The sequence below is a fragment of the Streptomyces apricus genome (assembly GCF_008369065.1).
GTDB lineage: Bacteria > Actinomycetota > Actinomycetes > Streptomycetales > Streptomycetaceae > Streptomyces > Streptomyces apricus.
The window spans coordinates 124,145-137,445 of the sequence record NZ_VDFC01000023.1 but is presented as its reverse complement, the minus strand read 5'-3'; the positions used below and the strand labels follow the sequence as shown (position 1 = coordinate 137,445).

Sequence of the window (13,301 nt, the reverse complement as noted above, 5' to 3'; positions counted from 1 at the left end):
CACCCGCGACACGACGCACACCCCCACCCCGGTGGGCACACCCGCTCCCACCCCGGTGGGCGCCCTCACCCCCCGGAGGGCCCTCGTCCAGAGAGGACCTCCCCATACGCCTGCATCAGATCGGCCAGCCGAAGCGTGGACAGATCGTCCCGCGTGAGATGCCCCGGATACCCCGACAACCGCAGATCCCGGTACGCACAGCTCTTCTCGTACAGCGTCCGCAGGAACCGCCCGTTGCCGAGCTCGTCGATCCACCCCTGGTCCACGACGTGCCCGCTGATGGACCGCAGCTCGTCGAGCGTCTCCTCGTCCCACACGTCGCCGTTCTCCGCGGCCAGCACCTCACCGATCGAGGTGAGTTCGAGCGGCCGGTACGAGGGGAAGTCGACCCGGGTCGTGAACCGCGACGACAGCCCGGGGTTGGCGGCCAGCAGCCGGTCCATGCCCTCCGGATAGCCCGCGAGGATCACCACCAGGTGGTCCCGGTTGTCCTCGGCCCGCTTGAGCAGGACCTGCAGCGCCTCGTCCCCGTAGGCGTCGCCCTTGCCGTACCCCGAGTTGGACAGCGAGTAGGCCTCGTCGACGAAGAGCACCCCGCCGATCGCGGAGTCGATCAGCTCGTTGGCCTTCACGGCGGTCTGGCCGAGGTACTCGCCCACCAGGTCCGCCCGCTGCGCCTCGACGAGGTGGTCGCCGCCGAGCAGGCCGAGCGCGTAGAAGACCCGCCCGAGGATGCGGGCCACGGTCGTCTTGCCCGTGCCCGACGGCCCGGAGAAGACGAAGTGCCGCTTCGGCGGCTGCACCGGCAGCCCCTGCCCGGCCCGCAGCCGCGCCATGTTCAGCTGCGCCGACAGAGCCTTCACCTGCCGCTTCACCGGTTCGAGGCCGACCATGCGCTCCAGCTCGGAGAGCGCCTCCTCAAGGAGCGCGGGATCGGTGGGCCCGGCGGGCAGGTGCGGCGGCGTCACCGGCACGACCGCCTTCTCCCGGACGCGGTCGGACCCGGGCATCCGCGCGCCCGGCGGCGGCAGCTCCGGTTCCGAGAGCTTCAGGTCCCGGCCCTCGGCGCCGAACAGCGGGTCGATGCCGTCGGGCCCGTCCAGCGTGTCCTGACCGATGCCGGTGAGCGTGATCGCCGCGAGGTCGGCCGTCTCGTCGTACCCGTCGCCCTCGGAGATCGCGGCGAGCCGGGCCGAGGTGTCCATGAACGCGGGGTCGATGCGGTGCACCGCCCGGTACAGGGGCAGCGCCGCCGCGGAGCGGCCCGTGCCCTCGTGCGCCCGCGCCAGCCAGTACCGCAGCTCCTTGCGCTGCGGCTGCTCGCTGCGGCAGCGCATGAGCGCGGCCGACAGCAGCGGCTCGGCCTGCCCGTACATCTCCAGGCGGACCCGGGCCATGCCGCCGAACAGGCCGGCCTCGATGCCCAGCATCGGATCGTCGGTCAGCGGGTCGGTGTGCCGCACCAGCTGCTCCCAGTCCTTGACCAGGTAGGCGCGGCAGGCGTGCAGGAACCGGACCTGGGGATCGGTGTCCACCGGGGGCAGGCCGGCCAGCGCCCGGTCCAGCTCCGGGACATGGCGTCCGTCGAGCCAGTGCGAGGCGTGCGCGAGCAGCAGGTCCCGGGGCGACTCCAGCACCGGCTGCACCCACCAGCCCAGCCAGTACCAGGAGTTGAGCGTGCGCCGGTGGCGGCTGCGCTGCTCCCCGAAGCGGTCGCGGTGCCGGAACATCCGCAGCAGCGCGGTCGTCGTGTCGATGCGCAGCGCGTGCAGTCCGAGCCAGCCGTCCGCCATGCCGGGATCCATCCGGACCGCGGTGCGGAACTCCTCCTCCGCCTGCGGATAGGCCCCCATCGTGTAGGCGTCCACACCCCGCAGCCAGGCGAGGTCGGCCGGGGCCTCGGGGCCCTGCGTGCCGAAGTCCATCACGTCCCCCACAAACCGTGCCCCCGTTGCTCACCGGGCGGGCCGGTGCCCGTCGGCCGTTTCGTCGAACCGCTGCGCCGCGGACGGGAGTTGCGAGCGGTGCGCAGAGCAGCCGTCCGAAGGTCGCACCAAGGGCATCGTACCTGCGGGGGAGCACCGCGCCGTAGGGTGCGCACGACGGGTTCTTCGAGGTGGGAGCGTACGGGGCGCACTCAGGACGGTGACTGAGGGTGAGCGAAATGCGCCTCGGGACGTCCGGGAGACGTCCGGACGGAGAACGAAGCCCCCGATCACGGGGGAACAACCGGGGGCTTCGCGTACGAGGGGCGGTCCCTGCGGGCCGCACATTGAGAACGTAAGACCTGTACGGCCCGTCGGTCAAGCCGAGTTGGAGGACTCAGGCAACTTCTTGGGCCGCCGTCTTCACACAATCACCACGCGGGGTCCGGACCGTCACGTTCCGTGACGGATGGCTCTCGTACGGACATCCCGGCAGGTCCCGGCAGTACCTCGTATCCGTCCGAACACTGCCGTACCAGGAGGTCGGCGAACGGCTCCGAGGGGTCCTGCGCGAAGTGCCGCCGCTCCGCGGTGACCCACCCCTCCCAGAAGTCCCGCTGGGCCACGCCGTCCCGCCGCCTCCCGCGCGCCCAGGCGTCCTCGTGCGGCACCTGCATCCACAGCAGCCCCGCGAGGTGCGGGCGCACCGCGCCGCGGCCCGCGCCCACCCCCTCGACCAGGATCACGGGCGCGGGCGCGAGGGTCCGGGCCGGCCCGAAGGCGCGCAGTCCCCAGTCGTACGGGCGGTAGTGCGCGGTACGGCCCCGCCGCAGCGGCTCGACGACCTCCCGGAGCAGCCGGTCCGGCCAGGCGAAGAGCTCCTCGTGCGTGGCGATGTCGTCCAGGTGCAGCACCTGGGCGCCGCCCAGGGCCCCGGCCAGGCGGCCCGCGAACGTGGTCTTGCCCGATCCCGCGTGCCCGTCGACGCCGACGAGCCGGACGGGACCGCAGGAGGGCGGCAGCCGGAGCAGCCGGCGGGCCAGGGCGTGGAGGTCGATGGGGGGTCCCGGGGTGCGTGCGCGGGTATGGGGAAGGCGGAGGAACACTCTACCGACGCCGACGGACGGTGGACCGGACCCGCCGGACGCCCCGGACCCGCCAGTGGTCTCGACCAATATTGGTCGACGCCGCGGTGGCCGAAGTGCTGGCAGAAGCCGTGATCGCGTTCCATAGTTGGCGCACACCCACCGCTTCCGGACACTGGGGGTCTCCCGTCCATGACCAGAGCTGAACAGCCCTCCCGCAGAACCGTCCTGGCCGCCGCGGTGGCCGCGGCCGCCGCCGGAGCGGCGGGCCCGGCGGCCGCCGCCGACGCGACGGGCCGCACCGCGAAGGCCCCGTCCGCCGCCGCGCAGAAAGCAGCGGCCGGTCTCGTGGACAACCACGCCTGGACCTCGTACGCGGACTGGCGCGGCGGCACCGCGGAAGGGACGCATGCCGTGGCGGGGGCGCGCCCCGGCCTGGCGATCAAGGCCGCCCAGGGCCGCACCGACTACCGGGACCCGCACACCGGCACGACCGCGACCTGGGAGTACGCGCGCTGGACCTCGCCCGTCCACCGCCTCGCCGTCCCCTCCACCGAGGTCATCGCCTCCTGGAACGCGCGGACCCCGGCGGGCACCTGGCTGCAGGTCGAGCTGCGGGGCACCTACTCCGACGGCACCGACACCCCCTGGTACGTGATGGGCCGCTGGGCCGCCGGCGACCAGGACATCCGCCGGACCTCGGTCGACGACCAGAGCGACGGGAAGAGCAGCATCTGGACGGACACCTTCGCCGTCGACGACGCCGCCTCGGGGCTGCGCCTGGCCTCGTACCGCCTGCGGCTGACGCTGTACCGCAAGCCCGGCACCAAGGCCACGCCCACGGTGTGGCGGCTCGGCGCGATGGGGTCCGACGTCCCCGACCGCTTCACCGTCCCGGCGTCGCAGCCCGCGCTCGCGCGCGAGCTGGCGGTGCCGCGCTACTCGCAGGAGATCCACGCGGGCCAGTACCCCGAGTACGACAACGGCGGCGAGGCCTGGTGCAGCCCCACCTCGTCCCAGATGATCATCGAGTACTGGGGGCACAAGCCCTCCGCGGAGGCGCTGTCCTGGGTGAACCCCGCGTACGCGGACCCGCAGGTGTGCCACGCGGCGCGGTTCACCTTCGACTACCAGTACGAGGGCTGCGGCAACTGGCCCTTCAACGCCGCGTACGCCGCCACGTACGAGGGCCTGCAGGGCGTGGTGACCCGGCTCCACTCGCTCACCGACCTGGAGACGCTGATCGCCGCCGGGATCCCGGTGATCACGTCCCAGTCGTTCCTCGCCTCCGAGCTGACGGGCGCGGGGTACGGCACGTCCGGGCACCTGATGACGGTCATCGGCTTCACGGCCGACGGCGACGTGATCGCCAACGACCCGGCCTCGCCCGACAACGACGCGGTGCGACGGGTCTACAAGCGGCGCGAGTGGGAGAACATCTGGCTGCGCACGAAGCGGTACAACGCCGCCGGGAACGTCGCCTCCGGCACCGGCGGGGTCTGCTACCTGTACTTCCCGGCCGCGCCCACGGCCCGCCAGCGCAAAGCGCTGGAGACGGTGGGCGTGCGCTGAGGCGCGGGCCCGCACAGGAGCCGCTCCTGTGCGGGCCCGCGTGACCAAGCTCTCTCCCGCACGAGCCCGATTCGGTGGCACAGTGGACGCACCGGTGGACATCTCCGTCCGAACCGGTCGGGGAACCCATCGAAATCGATCGTGAGCGAGCTGCCATGACCTCCTCCTCCGCCACCGCCGGACGCGTCCGTGCCCGTACGGGCGGCCCGAAGGACGACGGGCCGAACATCTTCGAGCACGTCATGGGCTGGACCCTGGTCCTGGTGCTCGCGATGTTCGTGACCCAGCTCGGCCTGGTCTGACGCAGGGCCCGCCGCCCGGCCGGACCCCGTCGCCGCGGATCGAACAGACCGCTCGTACGGCTCTGCCATACTGCGGTGGTCCCGCCCGCGGTTGGAGATCAGGTCCGGAATTGAGCAGCAGCCCCCAGCCCGGTGACGGCCGCCCCGGAACGCGCGGCACCGGCCGCTCCGCGGTACGGCGTGCCGAACTCATCGCCATCGGGCGGAAGTTGTTCGCCGACACCTCCTACGACGCACTGTCGATGGACGACATCGCCAAGCAGGCGCAGGTCGCCAAGGGGCTGATCTACTACTACTTCCGCTCCAAGCGCGGCTACTACCTGGCCATCGTCGAGGACTCGGTGGCCGAGCTGGTCTCCCGGGCCGCCGGCGGCCTCGAACTGCCCCCGGAGCAGCGGGTGCACCGCACCGTCGACGGCTACCTGCGCTACGCCGAGCAGAACCAGGCCGCGTACCGCACGATCGTCAGCGGCGGTGTCGGCTTCGACGCCGAGGTGGACGCCATCCGGGAGGGCGTGCGGGAAGCCATCGTCAAGACCATCGCCGAAGGGGCGTACGGGCGGCGGCGGGTGAGCCCGCTGCTGCGCACGGCGCTGCTCGGCTGGCTGTGCGCCGTGGAGGGGGCCACCCTCGACTGGATCGGCCGCGGCGGCCTGTCGCGCGACCTCATGCGCGAGCTGCTGGTCAAGATGCTCGGCGGCACCCTGCGCGCCGTCGAGGAGCTCGACGCCTCCTACCCGGCCCCGCGGGCCGCGCGCCGCGCCCCCCGGACCTGACGGCCACACGCGCAGGGGCGGGGACCGTGGCCGGTCCCCGCCCCGATCGCCGTACCGGAAGGGCTAGTTGATCGCCTTGATCAGCTCGCCGTTCGCCGTGTCACCGCTCAGCTCCCAGAAGAACGTGCCGCCCAGGCCCTGCGCGTTCTTGTAGGTCATCTTCCCGGCGATGGTCGACGGGGTGTCGTAGCTCCACCAGTCGCTGCCGCACTTGGCGTACGCCGTGCCCCCCACCGTGCCGGTCGCCGGGCACTTCGTCTTGAGCACCTTGTAGTCGTCGATGCCCTGCTCGTACGTCCCCGCCGCCGGGCCGGTCGCCGTGCCGCCGGGCGCCGCCTGGGTGACGCCGGTCCAGCCGCGTCCGTAGAAGCCGATGCCGAGCAGCAGCTTCGAGGCCGGGACGCCCATGCCCTTGAGCTTGTCGATGGTCGCGGAGGTGTGGAAGCCCGCCTTGGGGATGCCCGTGTACGAGGTCAGCGCCGAGTGCGGGGCCGTGGGCCCGGCCGCGTCCCAGGCACCGAAGAAGTCGTACGTCATCGGGTTGTACCAGTCGACGTACTGCGCGGCGCCCGCGTAGTCCGCCGCGTCGAGCTTGCCGCCGGCCGTGGCGTCGGCCGGGATCGCCGAGGTGACCAGCGCGGAGCTGCCGAACTTGGCGCGGACGGCCGCCATCAGGTTCTTGTACGCGGCCTTCCCGCTGGTGTCGCAGCTGAGACCGCAGGCGTTGGGGTACTCCCAGTCGATGTCGATGCCGTCGAAGACGTCCGCCCACTTGGAGTTCTCGACCAGGTCGTAGCAGGACTGGGCGAAGGCCGCCGGGTTCCTGGCCGCCTCCGTGAAGCCGCCGGACCAGGTCCAGCCGCCGAAGGACCACAGGACCTTGAGGTTCGGGTGCTTCTTCTTCAGTTCGCGCAGCTGGTTGAAGTTGCCGCGCAGCGGCTGGTCCCAGGTGTCCGCGACGCCGTCGACCGACTCGGCCGCGGTGTGGGTCCGCTCGGTGGCCGCGTAGGAGTCGCCCATCGCGCACTTGCCGCCGGTGACGTTGCCGAAGGCGTAGTTGATGTGCGTCAGCTTGGCCGCGGAGCCGGACGTCTCGACGTTCTTGACCAGGTACTTGCGGTCGTAGGTGCCCCATTCGGTGAAGTAGCCGACGACCTTGGAGCCGGCGGCCCGGGGGGCAGCTTCCTGGGAGGCGGCCGCCGTGGGGGTGGCGGTCCTCCCGGCGGTACCGGCCGCGGTGGCCGTGCCCGCGCCGGCGAGCAGYCCSGCGCCGAGGGCGGCGCAACACGCGGCGGACAGCAGCGCCCGGAACCGGGCGCGGGGGCGGAGCGAGGTGAGCATCGGGGTCTCCTCGTGGGGGAGAGGGGAACAGGCGCCGATTGGCATGAACGCGGTGACGCGTTGGAGCGAAACAGTAGGAGGACTAGACCAGTTGGTCAATGGTTCGGACCAATTCGCCATCGGAAATCTTTCGTCCCGAGTAAGCGGTCGTTAACTGGTGACGGGCTGCCTCCGATCGGGCATACTCACAGCGCAAGGCCGCTGATCAGCCGCTTCCGCGACCCGGAGGCGCGAGCATCGTCGGTGCCGAGCAGGACCCGGCGGGGCAGCCCCACCCAGGTGTGCGTTCGCCGATGTGCCCGACAGGGAGGAGAGCGTCGCCATGCCTGACCGCGCCCCGCAGCCGGTGGACCGGCAACTGCCCACGGACGAGGCCCGGGATCTGATCTCGCTCGTCCGCGACATCGCGCAGCGTGAGATCGCCCCGCGGGCGGCCGAGGAGGAGGACGCGGGCCGCTTCCCGCGCGAGGTCTTCACCCTCCTGTCGGAGGCGGGACTGCTGGGCCTGCCCTACGACTCCGAGTACGGCGGCGGTGACCAGCCCTACGAGGTCTACCTCCAGGTCCTCGAAGAGCTCGCCGCGGCCCGCCTCACCGTCGGCCTCGGCGTCAGCGTGCACTCGCTCGCCTGCCACGCCCTCGCCAACTACGGCACCAAGGAACAGCAGGTCGAGCACCTCCCCGACATGCTCGGCGGCGGCCTCCTGGGCGCCTACTGCCTCTCCGAGCCCTCGTCGGGCTCGGACGCGGCCTCACTGCGCACGAAGGCCGTATGGGCCGGCGGCGACCCCTCCCGGACCGACGGGACCGGGGGTGCGGGGGAGTGGGTGCTCGACGGGACCAAGGCGTGGATCACGCACGGCGGGATCGCGGACTTCTGCACCGTGCTCGCGCGCACCGGCGCCGAGGGGGCGCGGGGCATCACGGCGTTCCTGGTGCCCGGTGACGCCGAGGGGCTGAGCGCGGCGCCGCCCGAGAAGAAGATGGGCATGAAGGGCTCGCCCACCGCGCAGGTCCACTTCGACGGGGTGCGGATCCCCGACGACCGGCGGATCGGCGAGGAGGGCCAGGGGTTCGCGATCGCCCTGTCCGCACTGGACTCGGGGCGGCTCGGCATCGCCGCGTGCGCGATCGGGGTCGCGCAGGCCGCCCTGGACGAGGCGGTCGCGTACGCCACCGGGCGCGAGCAGTTCGGCCGGCCGATCGCGGACTTCCAGGGCCTGCGCTTCATGCTCGCCGACATGGCGACCCGGATCGAGGCGGGGCGCGCGCTGTACCTCACCGCGGCCCGGCTGCGGGACGCGGGCCGGCCCTTCGCCAAGCAGGCGGCCATGGCGAAGCTGTTCTGCACCGACACGGCGATGCAGGTCACCGTCGACGCCGTGCAGGTGCTCGGCGGGTACGGCTACACCGCGGACTTCGCCGTCGAACGGTACATGCGCGAGGCCAAGGTGCTGCAGATCGTCGAGGGCACCAATCAGATCCAGCGGATGGTCATCGCCCGTCACCTCGCGGGTCCCGAGTCGCGCTGAACCGTCCGTAGGCGTACATCGCCGCAGGGGCCACCAGCCGCGCCCACTCCGCGTCGTGACGGCCCGGCAGGGTCCGGCCGCGGTCGGACCAGGCGCGGATCATGGCCAGGTAGATGGGCGGGTCCGCGGGCTGGGCCGACCCCTGCGGCGCCTGGGGCGACTGCGATCCCTGGGGCGCCGGTGACGGCGTCTGCGACCCGTGGGACTCCTGCGGCTCCCGCACCACCCGTGTCCACTGCGGCTCCTGGGGGGCGGACTGCTGCGGGGACGGCCGGCTCCCCTGGCCGCCGTGGCTCCCGTGGGGCCCCTGATCCCCCGGTGTGCCCTGGGGAACCGATTCCGCGGAGGGAAGGAGAAACCCGCGACGACGGCCCGTCTCTGCGTATGGATCTGCGTACGTAGGGGTCATACCGGGCCAACGCGTCCCGGGCCGGGCAGGTCACCGACCGGCCTAATCGCCCGTGCGTTCGCGGGGTTCCGGAGCGTCGCGGCCCTGACTTCGCGGACCCGGGCACGCCGGTCCCGCGCCACGACGGCCTGCGGGCCGTGGCGCGGGGAGGTCGGGGAAGCCGAGAATCTCCTCGGCGCGGCGGGCGGCCCCCTCGGCGGGGGCCGGGCCGAAAGGGCTCAGGCGGCCAGGCGCCGCATGGCCGGCACCCGCATCGGGCGCGAACCGGGGCCGCCGACGTGCGAGAAGGGCTGCATGCGCCAGTCGAGTCCCTGAGGGAGCGTCAACAGCAGGGCGGTGTCCTGCTCCTGGAGCTCCGACGTCTCGTCGGCGGGGCGGGCGTCGGCCGCCGCGCGGCCCGTACCGGCGCAGACCGTGAGCCCGAAGGGGTTCCACGGCGAGGCGCAGAGCGCGTGCTCCGGAAGGCTCTCCTCGTCCGCCAGCAGCGCGATGGGCTGGGCGCAGTCCGGGCAGATCACCCGGTACATCTCGAAGGTGTCGTACGCGTCGAGCTCGTCGCCGTCCGGGCCGTCCGGTTCGACGCCCTCCGGCTGCGGCTCGACGACCGGCTGCTGCCGCTTGGGCGCGGAACGACCGGGACGCTTCAGGTTCTGCATGGGCTACTCCCCCTCGGGTGGGCCGGCGGTGCACTGCGACCTCGGCCACAGCAAGCACTTCCCGTCCCGTCTGCGCGGTAATCACGGGAGCATCACGGAAGCTGACGGGCGTCATGTGGCGTTCGTCACATGCCGTACGCGGGTGCCCGACCCGGCTGGTTTGTCCCCCGCCCACCCCGCCGGCCGGCCGCGCCCGTGCCACGGAGCGGGCATGACCTGCGCCGCTGAGTATCCGGGAGGATCAAGCGCACGGTAGGTTCTGCGCCATGGAGGAGCTGGACCGCCACATCGTGCAGCTGCTCGTCGAAGACGGGCGGATGAGCTACACCGACCTGGGCAAGGCCACGGGCCTGTCCACGTCGGCCGTGCACCAGCGGGTGCGCCGGCTGGAGCAGCGCGGCGTCATCCGCGGGTACACCGCGGTCGTCGACCCGGAAGCGGTGGGGCTGCCGCTGACGGCCTTCATCTCGGTGAAACCGTTCGACCCCAGCGCCCCCGACGACATCGCCGAACGCCTGGCAGGCGTCCCGGAGATCGAGGCCTGCCACAGCGTCGCCGGCGACGAGAACTACATCCTCAAGGTCCGCGTCGCCACCCCCCACGAGCTGGAGGAGCTCCTCGCGCGCCTGCGCACGCTGGCCGGGGTGTCCACCCGCACGACGGTCGTCCTCTCGACGCCGTACGAGGCCCGCCCGCCGAAGATCTGAGCCGCCGGCCCCGGAAGGCCTCTTCCGCCGCCCCGCCGACGGGACCCGCGCACGGGGCGGCCGCGCCGAGGGGCGAGACTGTTCCCATGAGCGACACCACCGCCCCCGAACCGAACCACGCCCGGACCGTGCTGCTGCGCGGCGGCGAGGTCCACAGCCCCGCCGACCCGTTCGCCACCGCGATGGTCGTGGAACGCGGACAGGTCGCCTGGGTCGGCTCGGAGGGCGCGGCCGACGCGTTCGCGGACGGCGTCGACGAGGTGGTGGACCTCGAAGGGGCGCTCGTCACCCCGGCATTCACCGACGCGCACGTGCACACCACGGCGACCGGCCTCGCCCTCACCGGCCTCGACCTCTCCGGGGTCCGCACCCTCGCCGACGCCCTCGCCCGCGTACGGGAGTTCGCGGCCTCCCGCCCCGCCGACCGGGTACTCCTCGGGCACGGCTGGGACGCCTCCCGCTGGCCGGAGCGGCGGCCCCCGCACCGCGACGAGCTGGACGAGGCCACCGGCGGCCGCCCGCTCTACCTCAGCCGCATCGACGTCCACTCGGCCGTCGCCACCACCGCCCTGCTCGACCTGGCGCCGGGCGTGCGCGGGGCGGCCGGGTTCCACGACGGCGAACCCCTCACCCGCGACGCCCACCACGCCGTGCGCGCCGCCGCGTTCGCAGCCGTGACCCCGCAGCAGCGCACGCAGGCCCAGCGCGCCGCCCTCCGGCACGCCGCCTCGCTCGGCATCGGCTCCGTCCACGAGTGCGCCGGACCGGAGATCTCCTCGGAGGACGACTTCACCGGGCTGCTGAAGCTCGCCGCGGACGAGGCGGGCCCCCGGGTCACCGGCTACTGGGCCGAGCAGGACGTCGCCAGGGCCCGGGAGCTCGGAGCGGCCGGCGCCGCGGGCGACCTCTTCGTGGACGGCTCCCTCGGCTCGCACACGGCCTGTCTGCACGGGCCCTACGCCGACGCGGACCACACGGGCACCGCCTACCTGGACACCGGCGCCGTCGCCGCCCATGTGGTGGCGTGCACCGAGGCGGGGCTCCAGGCTGGCTTCCACGCCATCGGGGACGCCGCCGTGGCCTCCGTGGTCGACGGGATGCGCGCCGCCGCCGAGAAGCTCGGCACGGCCCGCGTACGCGCCGCCCGCCACCGAGTCGAGCACGCCGAGATGCTCACCCCCGCGACGATCGCCGGCTTCGCCGACCTCGGTCTCACCGCGTCCGTCCAGCCGGCCTTCGACGCCCTGTGGGGCGGCGCGGAGGGCATGTACGCCGAGCGCCTCGGCGCCGAGCGGGCCGGCACGCTCAACCCCTTCGCCGCGCTGCTGCGCGCCGGCGTGCCCCTCGCCTTCGGCTCCGACAGCCCCGTCACCCCGCTCGACCCGTGGGGCACCGTCCGCGCGGCGGCCTTCCACCGCACGCCCGCGCACCGGGTGTCCGTCCGTGCCGCCTTCACGGCCCACACGCGCGGCGGCTGGCGGGCCATCGGCCGCGACGATGCCGGGGTCCTGGTGCCGGGCGCCCCCGCCGACTACGCCGTGTGGCGCACCGAGGAGCTCGTGGTCCAGGCACCGGACGACCGGGTGGCCCGCTGGTCGACCGACCCCCGCTCCGGCACCCCGGGCCTGCCCGACCTGTCGCCCGGCGCCGACCTGCCGGTCTGCCTGCGCACCGTGGTGGACGGCCGGACCGTCTTCGTACGGCCGGACGAGTGATGTCCTGGGGCGGCACGGGGGCGATCATGGCCCGGCGGGCCGTCGCGCGACCTGCGTATCCGCGGCGCTGACCAGGTGTTCTTCGGGAAAACCGCAGGTCGCGCGACTGTTGACAGTGAGCGGCGGGTGGCCGGTAGGTTCGGCCGGGTCCACCACCGGACGTCCGACCGGTGAACGTCCGCGCAGTGGCCGCAGCGCAGTTGGGTCAGGGATGGTGTGCCGCACCGGCGCACCACCACTGGGAGCCAGGCCCAGCGTCCGTGCCACGGGGCGAGGGAACGTTCCGGCCGGATGGTGCGACCCGGGTGGGGCCCGGACGCTCAGTAGACAACGGCTCTCGGTCGACCCGCAGCCAGCGGATCCCAGGCCGGCCCGAAGGGCGCCGGGCCCCGATCCGCAGTCCCTTTTTCCCTCTTTCCCTCGTACGGGCCCCCCTTTTTCTCCTCCTACGACCCTGTTGTGCGACTTTTCAAGTCGGCGCCTTACCTGCGGGAAGAACGGCGCTCGCTATGGTGGTGCACCTCTCGCACGGAAGTTTTAAGGGGAAGCTGTGAACGACGGCGTTGAGCGACGGTTCGGTCCGCTCGGCACGACCTTGGTGATCATTCCGACCTTCAACGAGGCGGAGAACATCAAGTCGATCGTGGGCCGGGTGCGTGCGGCCGTGCCCGCGGCGCACGTCCTGATCGCCGACGACAACAGCCCTGACGGCACCGGCAAGCTCGCCGACGAGCTGGCCGTCGAGGACGACCACGTCCACGTGCTGCACCGCAAGGGCAAGGAGGGGCTCGGCGCCGCCTACCTCGCGGGCTTCGGCTGGGGCCTGGAGAACGGGTACGGCGTCCTGGTCGAGATGGACGCCGACGGCTCGCACCGGCCCGAGGAGCTGCCCCGGCTGCTGACCGCGCTCAAGGGCGCGGACCTGGTGCTCGGGTCCCGCTGGGTGCCGGGCGGACGGGTGGTGAACTGGCCCAAGTCCCGTGAGTTCATCTCGCGCGGCGGGAGCCTGTACTCGCGCGTGCTGCTCGACGTGCCGATCCGCGACGTCACCGGCGGCTACCGGGCCTTCCGGCGCGAGACCCTGGAGCGCCTCGGCCTCGGCGAGGTCTCCTCGCAGGGCTACTGCTTCCAGGTCGACCTGGCCCGCCGGGCCGTCAAGGCCGGCTGCCACGTGGTGGAGGTGCCCATCACCTTCGTCGAGCGCGAGCTGGGCGACTCCAAGATGAGCCGCGACATCCTGGTGGAGGCCCTGTGGCGGGTCACCACGTGGGGGGTGGGGGAG

At 73.0% G+C, this 13,301-nt stretch carries 11 protein-coding genes; 7 read left to right on the top strand and 4 right to left on the bottom strand.

The annotated features are described in order from the left end of the window. Positions 1-65 precede the first annotated feature (65 nt). Both FGF04_RS07950 and FGF04_RS07945 read right to left on the bottom strand, forming a co-directional pair. Positions 66-1,925, bottom strand: coding sequence for an AAA family ATPase (locus tag FGF04_RS07950; protein WP_149510529.1), 1,860 nt, complete (start codon positions 1,923-1,925; stop codon positions 66-68). Positions 1,926-2,356: 431 nt separating this feature from the next. Beyond that, complete coding sequence (locus FGF04_RS07945) at positions 2,357-3,031, bottom strand: uridine kinase family protein (protein WP_149510528.1); 675 nt, start codon at positions 3,029-3,031, stop codon at positions 2,357-2,359. Between the two features lie 171 nt (positions 3,032-3,202). Between FGF04_RS07945 and FGF04_RS07940 the strand changes: the two genes are divergently transcribed. The 3 genes from FGF04_RS07940 to FGF04_RS07930 all read left to right on the top strand — a co-directional run bounded on the left by FGF04_RS07940 (position 3,203) and on the right by FGF04_RS07930 (position 5,660). Beyond that, positions 3,203-4,582: a peptidase C39 family protein gene (locus tag FGF04_RS07940; RefSeq protein ID WP_149510527.1), complete on the top strand. Its 1,380-nt coding sequence runs from the start codon at positions 3,203-3,205 to the stop codon at positions 4,580-4,582. 155 nt (positions 4,583-4,737) lie between these two features. Beyond that, positions 4,738-4,884: an SCO1431 family membrane protein gene (locus FGF04_RS07935; protein ID WP_149510526.1), complete on the top strand. Its 147-nt coding sequence runs from the start codon at positions 4,738-4,740 to the stop codon at positions 4,882-4,884. Between the two features lie 110 nt (positions 4,885-4,994). Next, entirely contained in the window at positions 4,995-5,660 is a 666-nt protein-coding gene (locus tag FGF04_RS07930) for a TetR/AcrR family transcriptional regulator (protein WP_149510525.1), read from the top strand. Between the two features lie 63 nt (positions 5,661-5,723). Here FGF04_RS07930 and FGF04_RS07925 read toward each other — a convergent pair whose 3' ends face one another. Further along, entirely contained in the window at positions 5,724-7,001 is a 1,278-nt protein-coding gene (locus FGF04_RS07925; RefSeq protein WP_149510524.1) for a glycoside hydrolase family 18 protein, read from the bottom strand. A 322-nt stretch (positions 7,002-7,323) separates the two neighbouring features. On the opposite strand from FGF04_RS07925, the gene FGF04_RS07920 reads away from it, so the two are divergent. Then, positions 7,324-8,532 carry an acyl-CoA dehydrogenase family protein gene (locus tag FGF04_RS07920; RefSeq protein WP_149510523.1) on the top strand — a complete coding sequence of 403 codons (1,209 nt, stop codon included), beginning with the start codon at positions 7,324-7,326 and terminating at the stop codon, positions 8,530-8,532. Positions 8,533-9,159: 627 nt separating this feature from the next. On the opposite strand, the gene FGF04_RS07910 is transcribed toward FGF04_RS07920, so the two are convergent. Further along, a complete protein-coding gene (locus FGF04_RS07910; RefSeq protein ID WP_149510521.1) occupies positions 9,160-9,597 on the bottom strand; it encodes a hypothetical protein in 438 nt (145 codons plus the stop codon). Between the two features lie 266 nt (positions 9,598-9,863). Between FGF04_RS07910 and FGF04_RS07905 the strand changes: the two genes are divergently transcribed. The 3 genes from FGF04_RS07905 to FGF04_RS07895 all read left to right on the top strand — a co-directional run. After that, on the top strand, positions 9,864-10,304 hold the full coding sequence (locus FGF04_RS07905; RefSeq protein WP_149510520.1) for an Lrp/AsnC family transcriptional regulator: 441 nt from the start codon (positions 9,864-9,866) through the stop codon (positions 10,302-10,304). An 86-nt stretch (positions 10,305-10,390) separates the two neighbouring features. Then, a complete protein-coding gene (locus FGF04_RS07900) occupies positions 10,391-12,019 on the top strand; it encodes an amidohydrolase (protein WP_149510519.1) in 1,629 nt (542 codons plus the stop codon). Between the two features lie 550 nt (positions 12,020-12,569). Continuing rightward, the coding region (locus tag FGF04_RS07895; protein WP_149510666.1) for a polyprenol monophosphomannose synthase at positions 12,570-13,301 on the top strand (732 nt) is incomplete at its 3' end.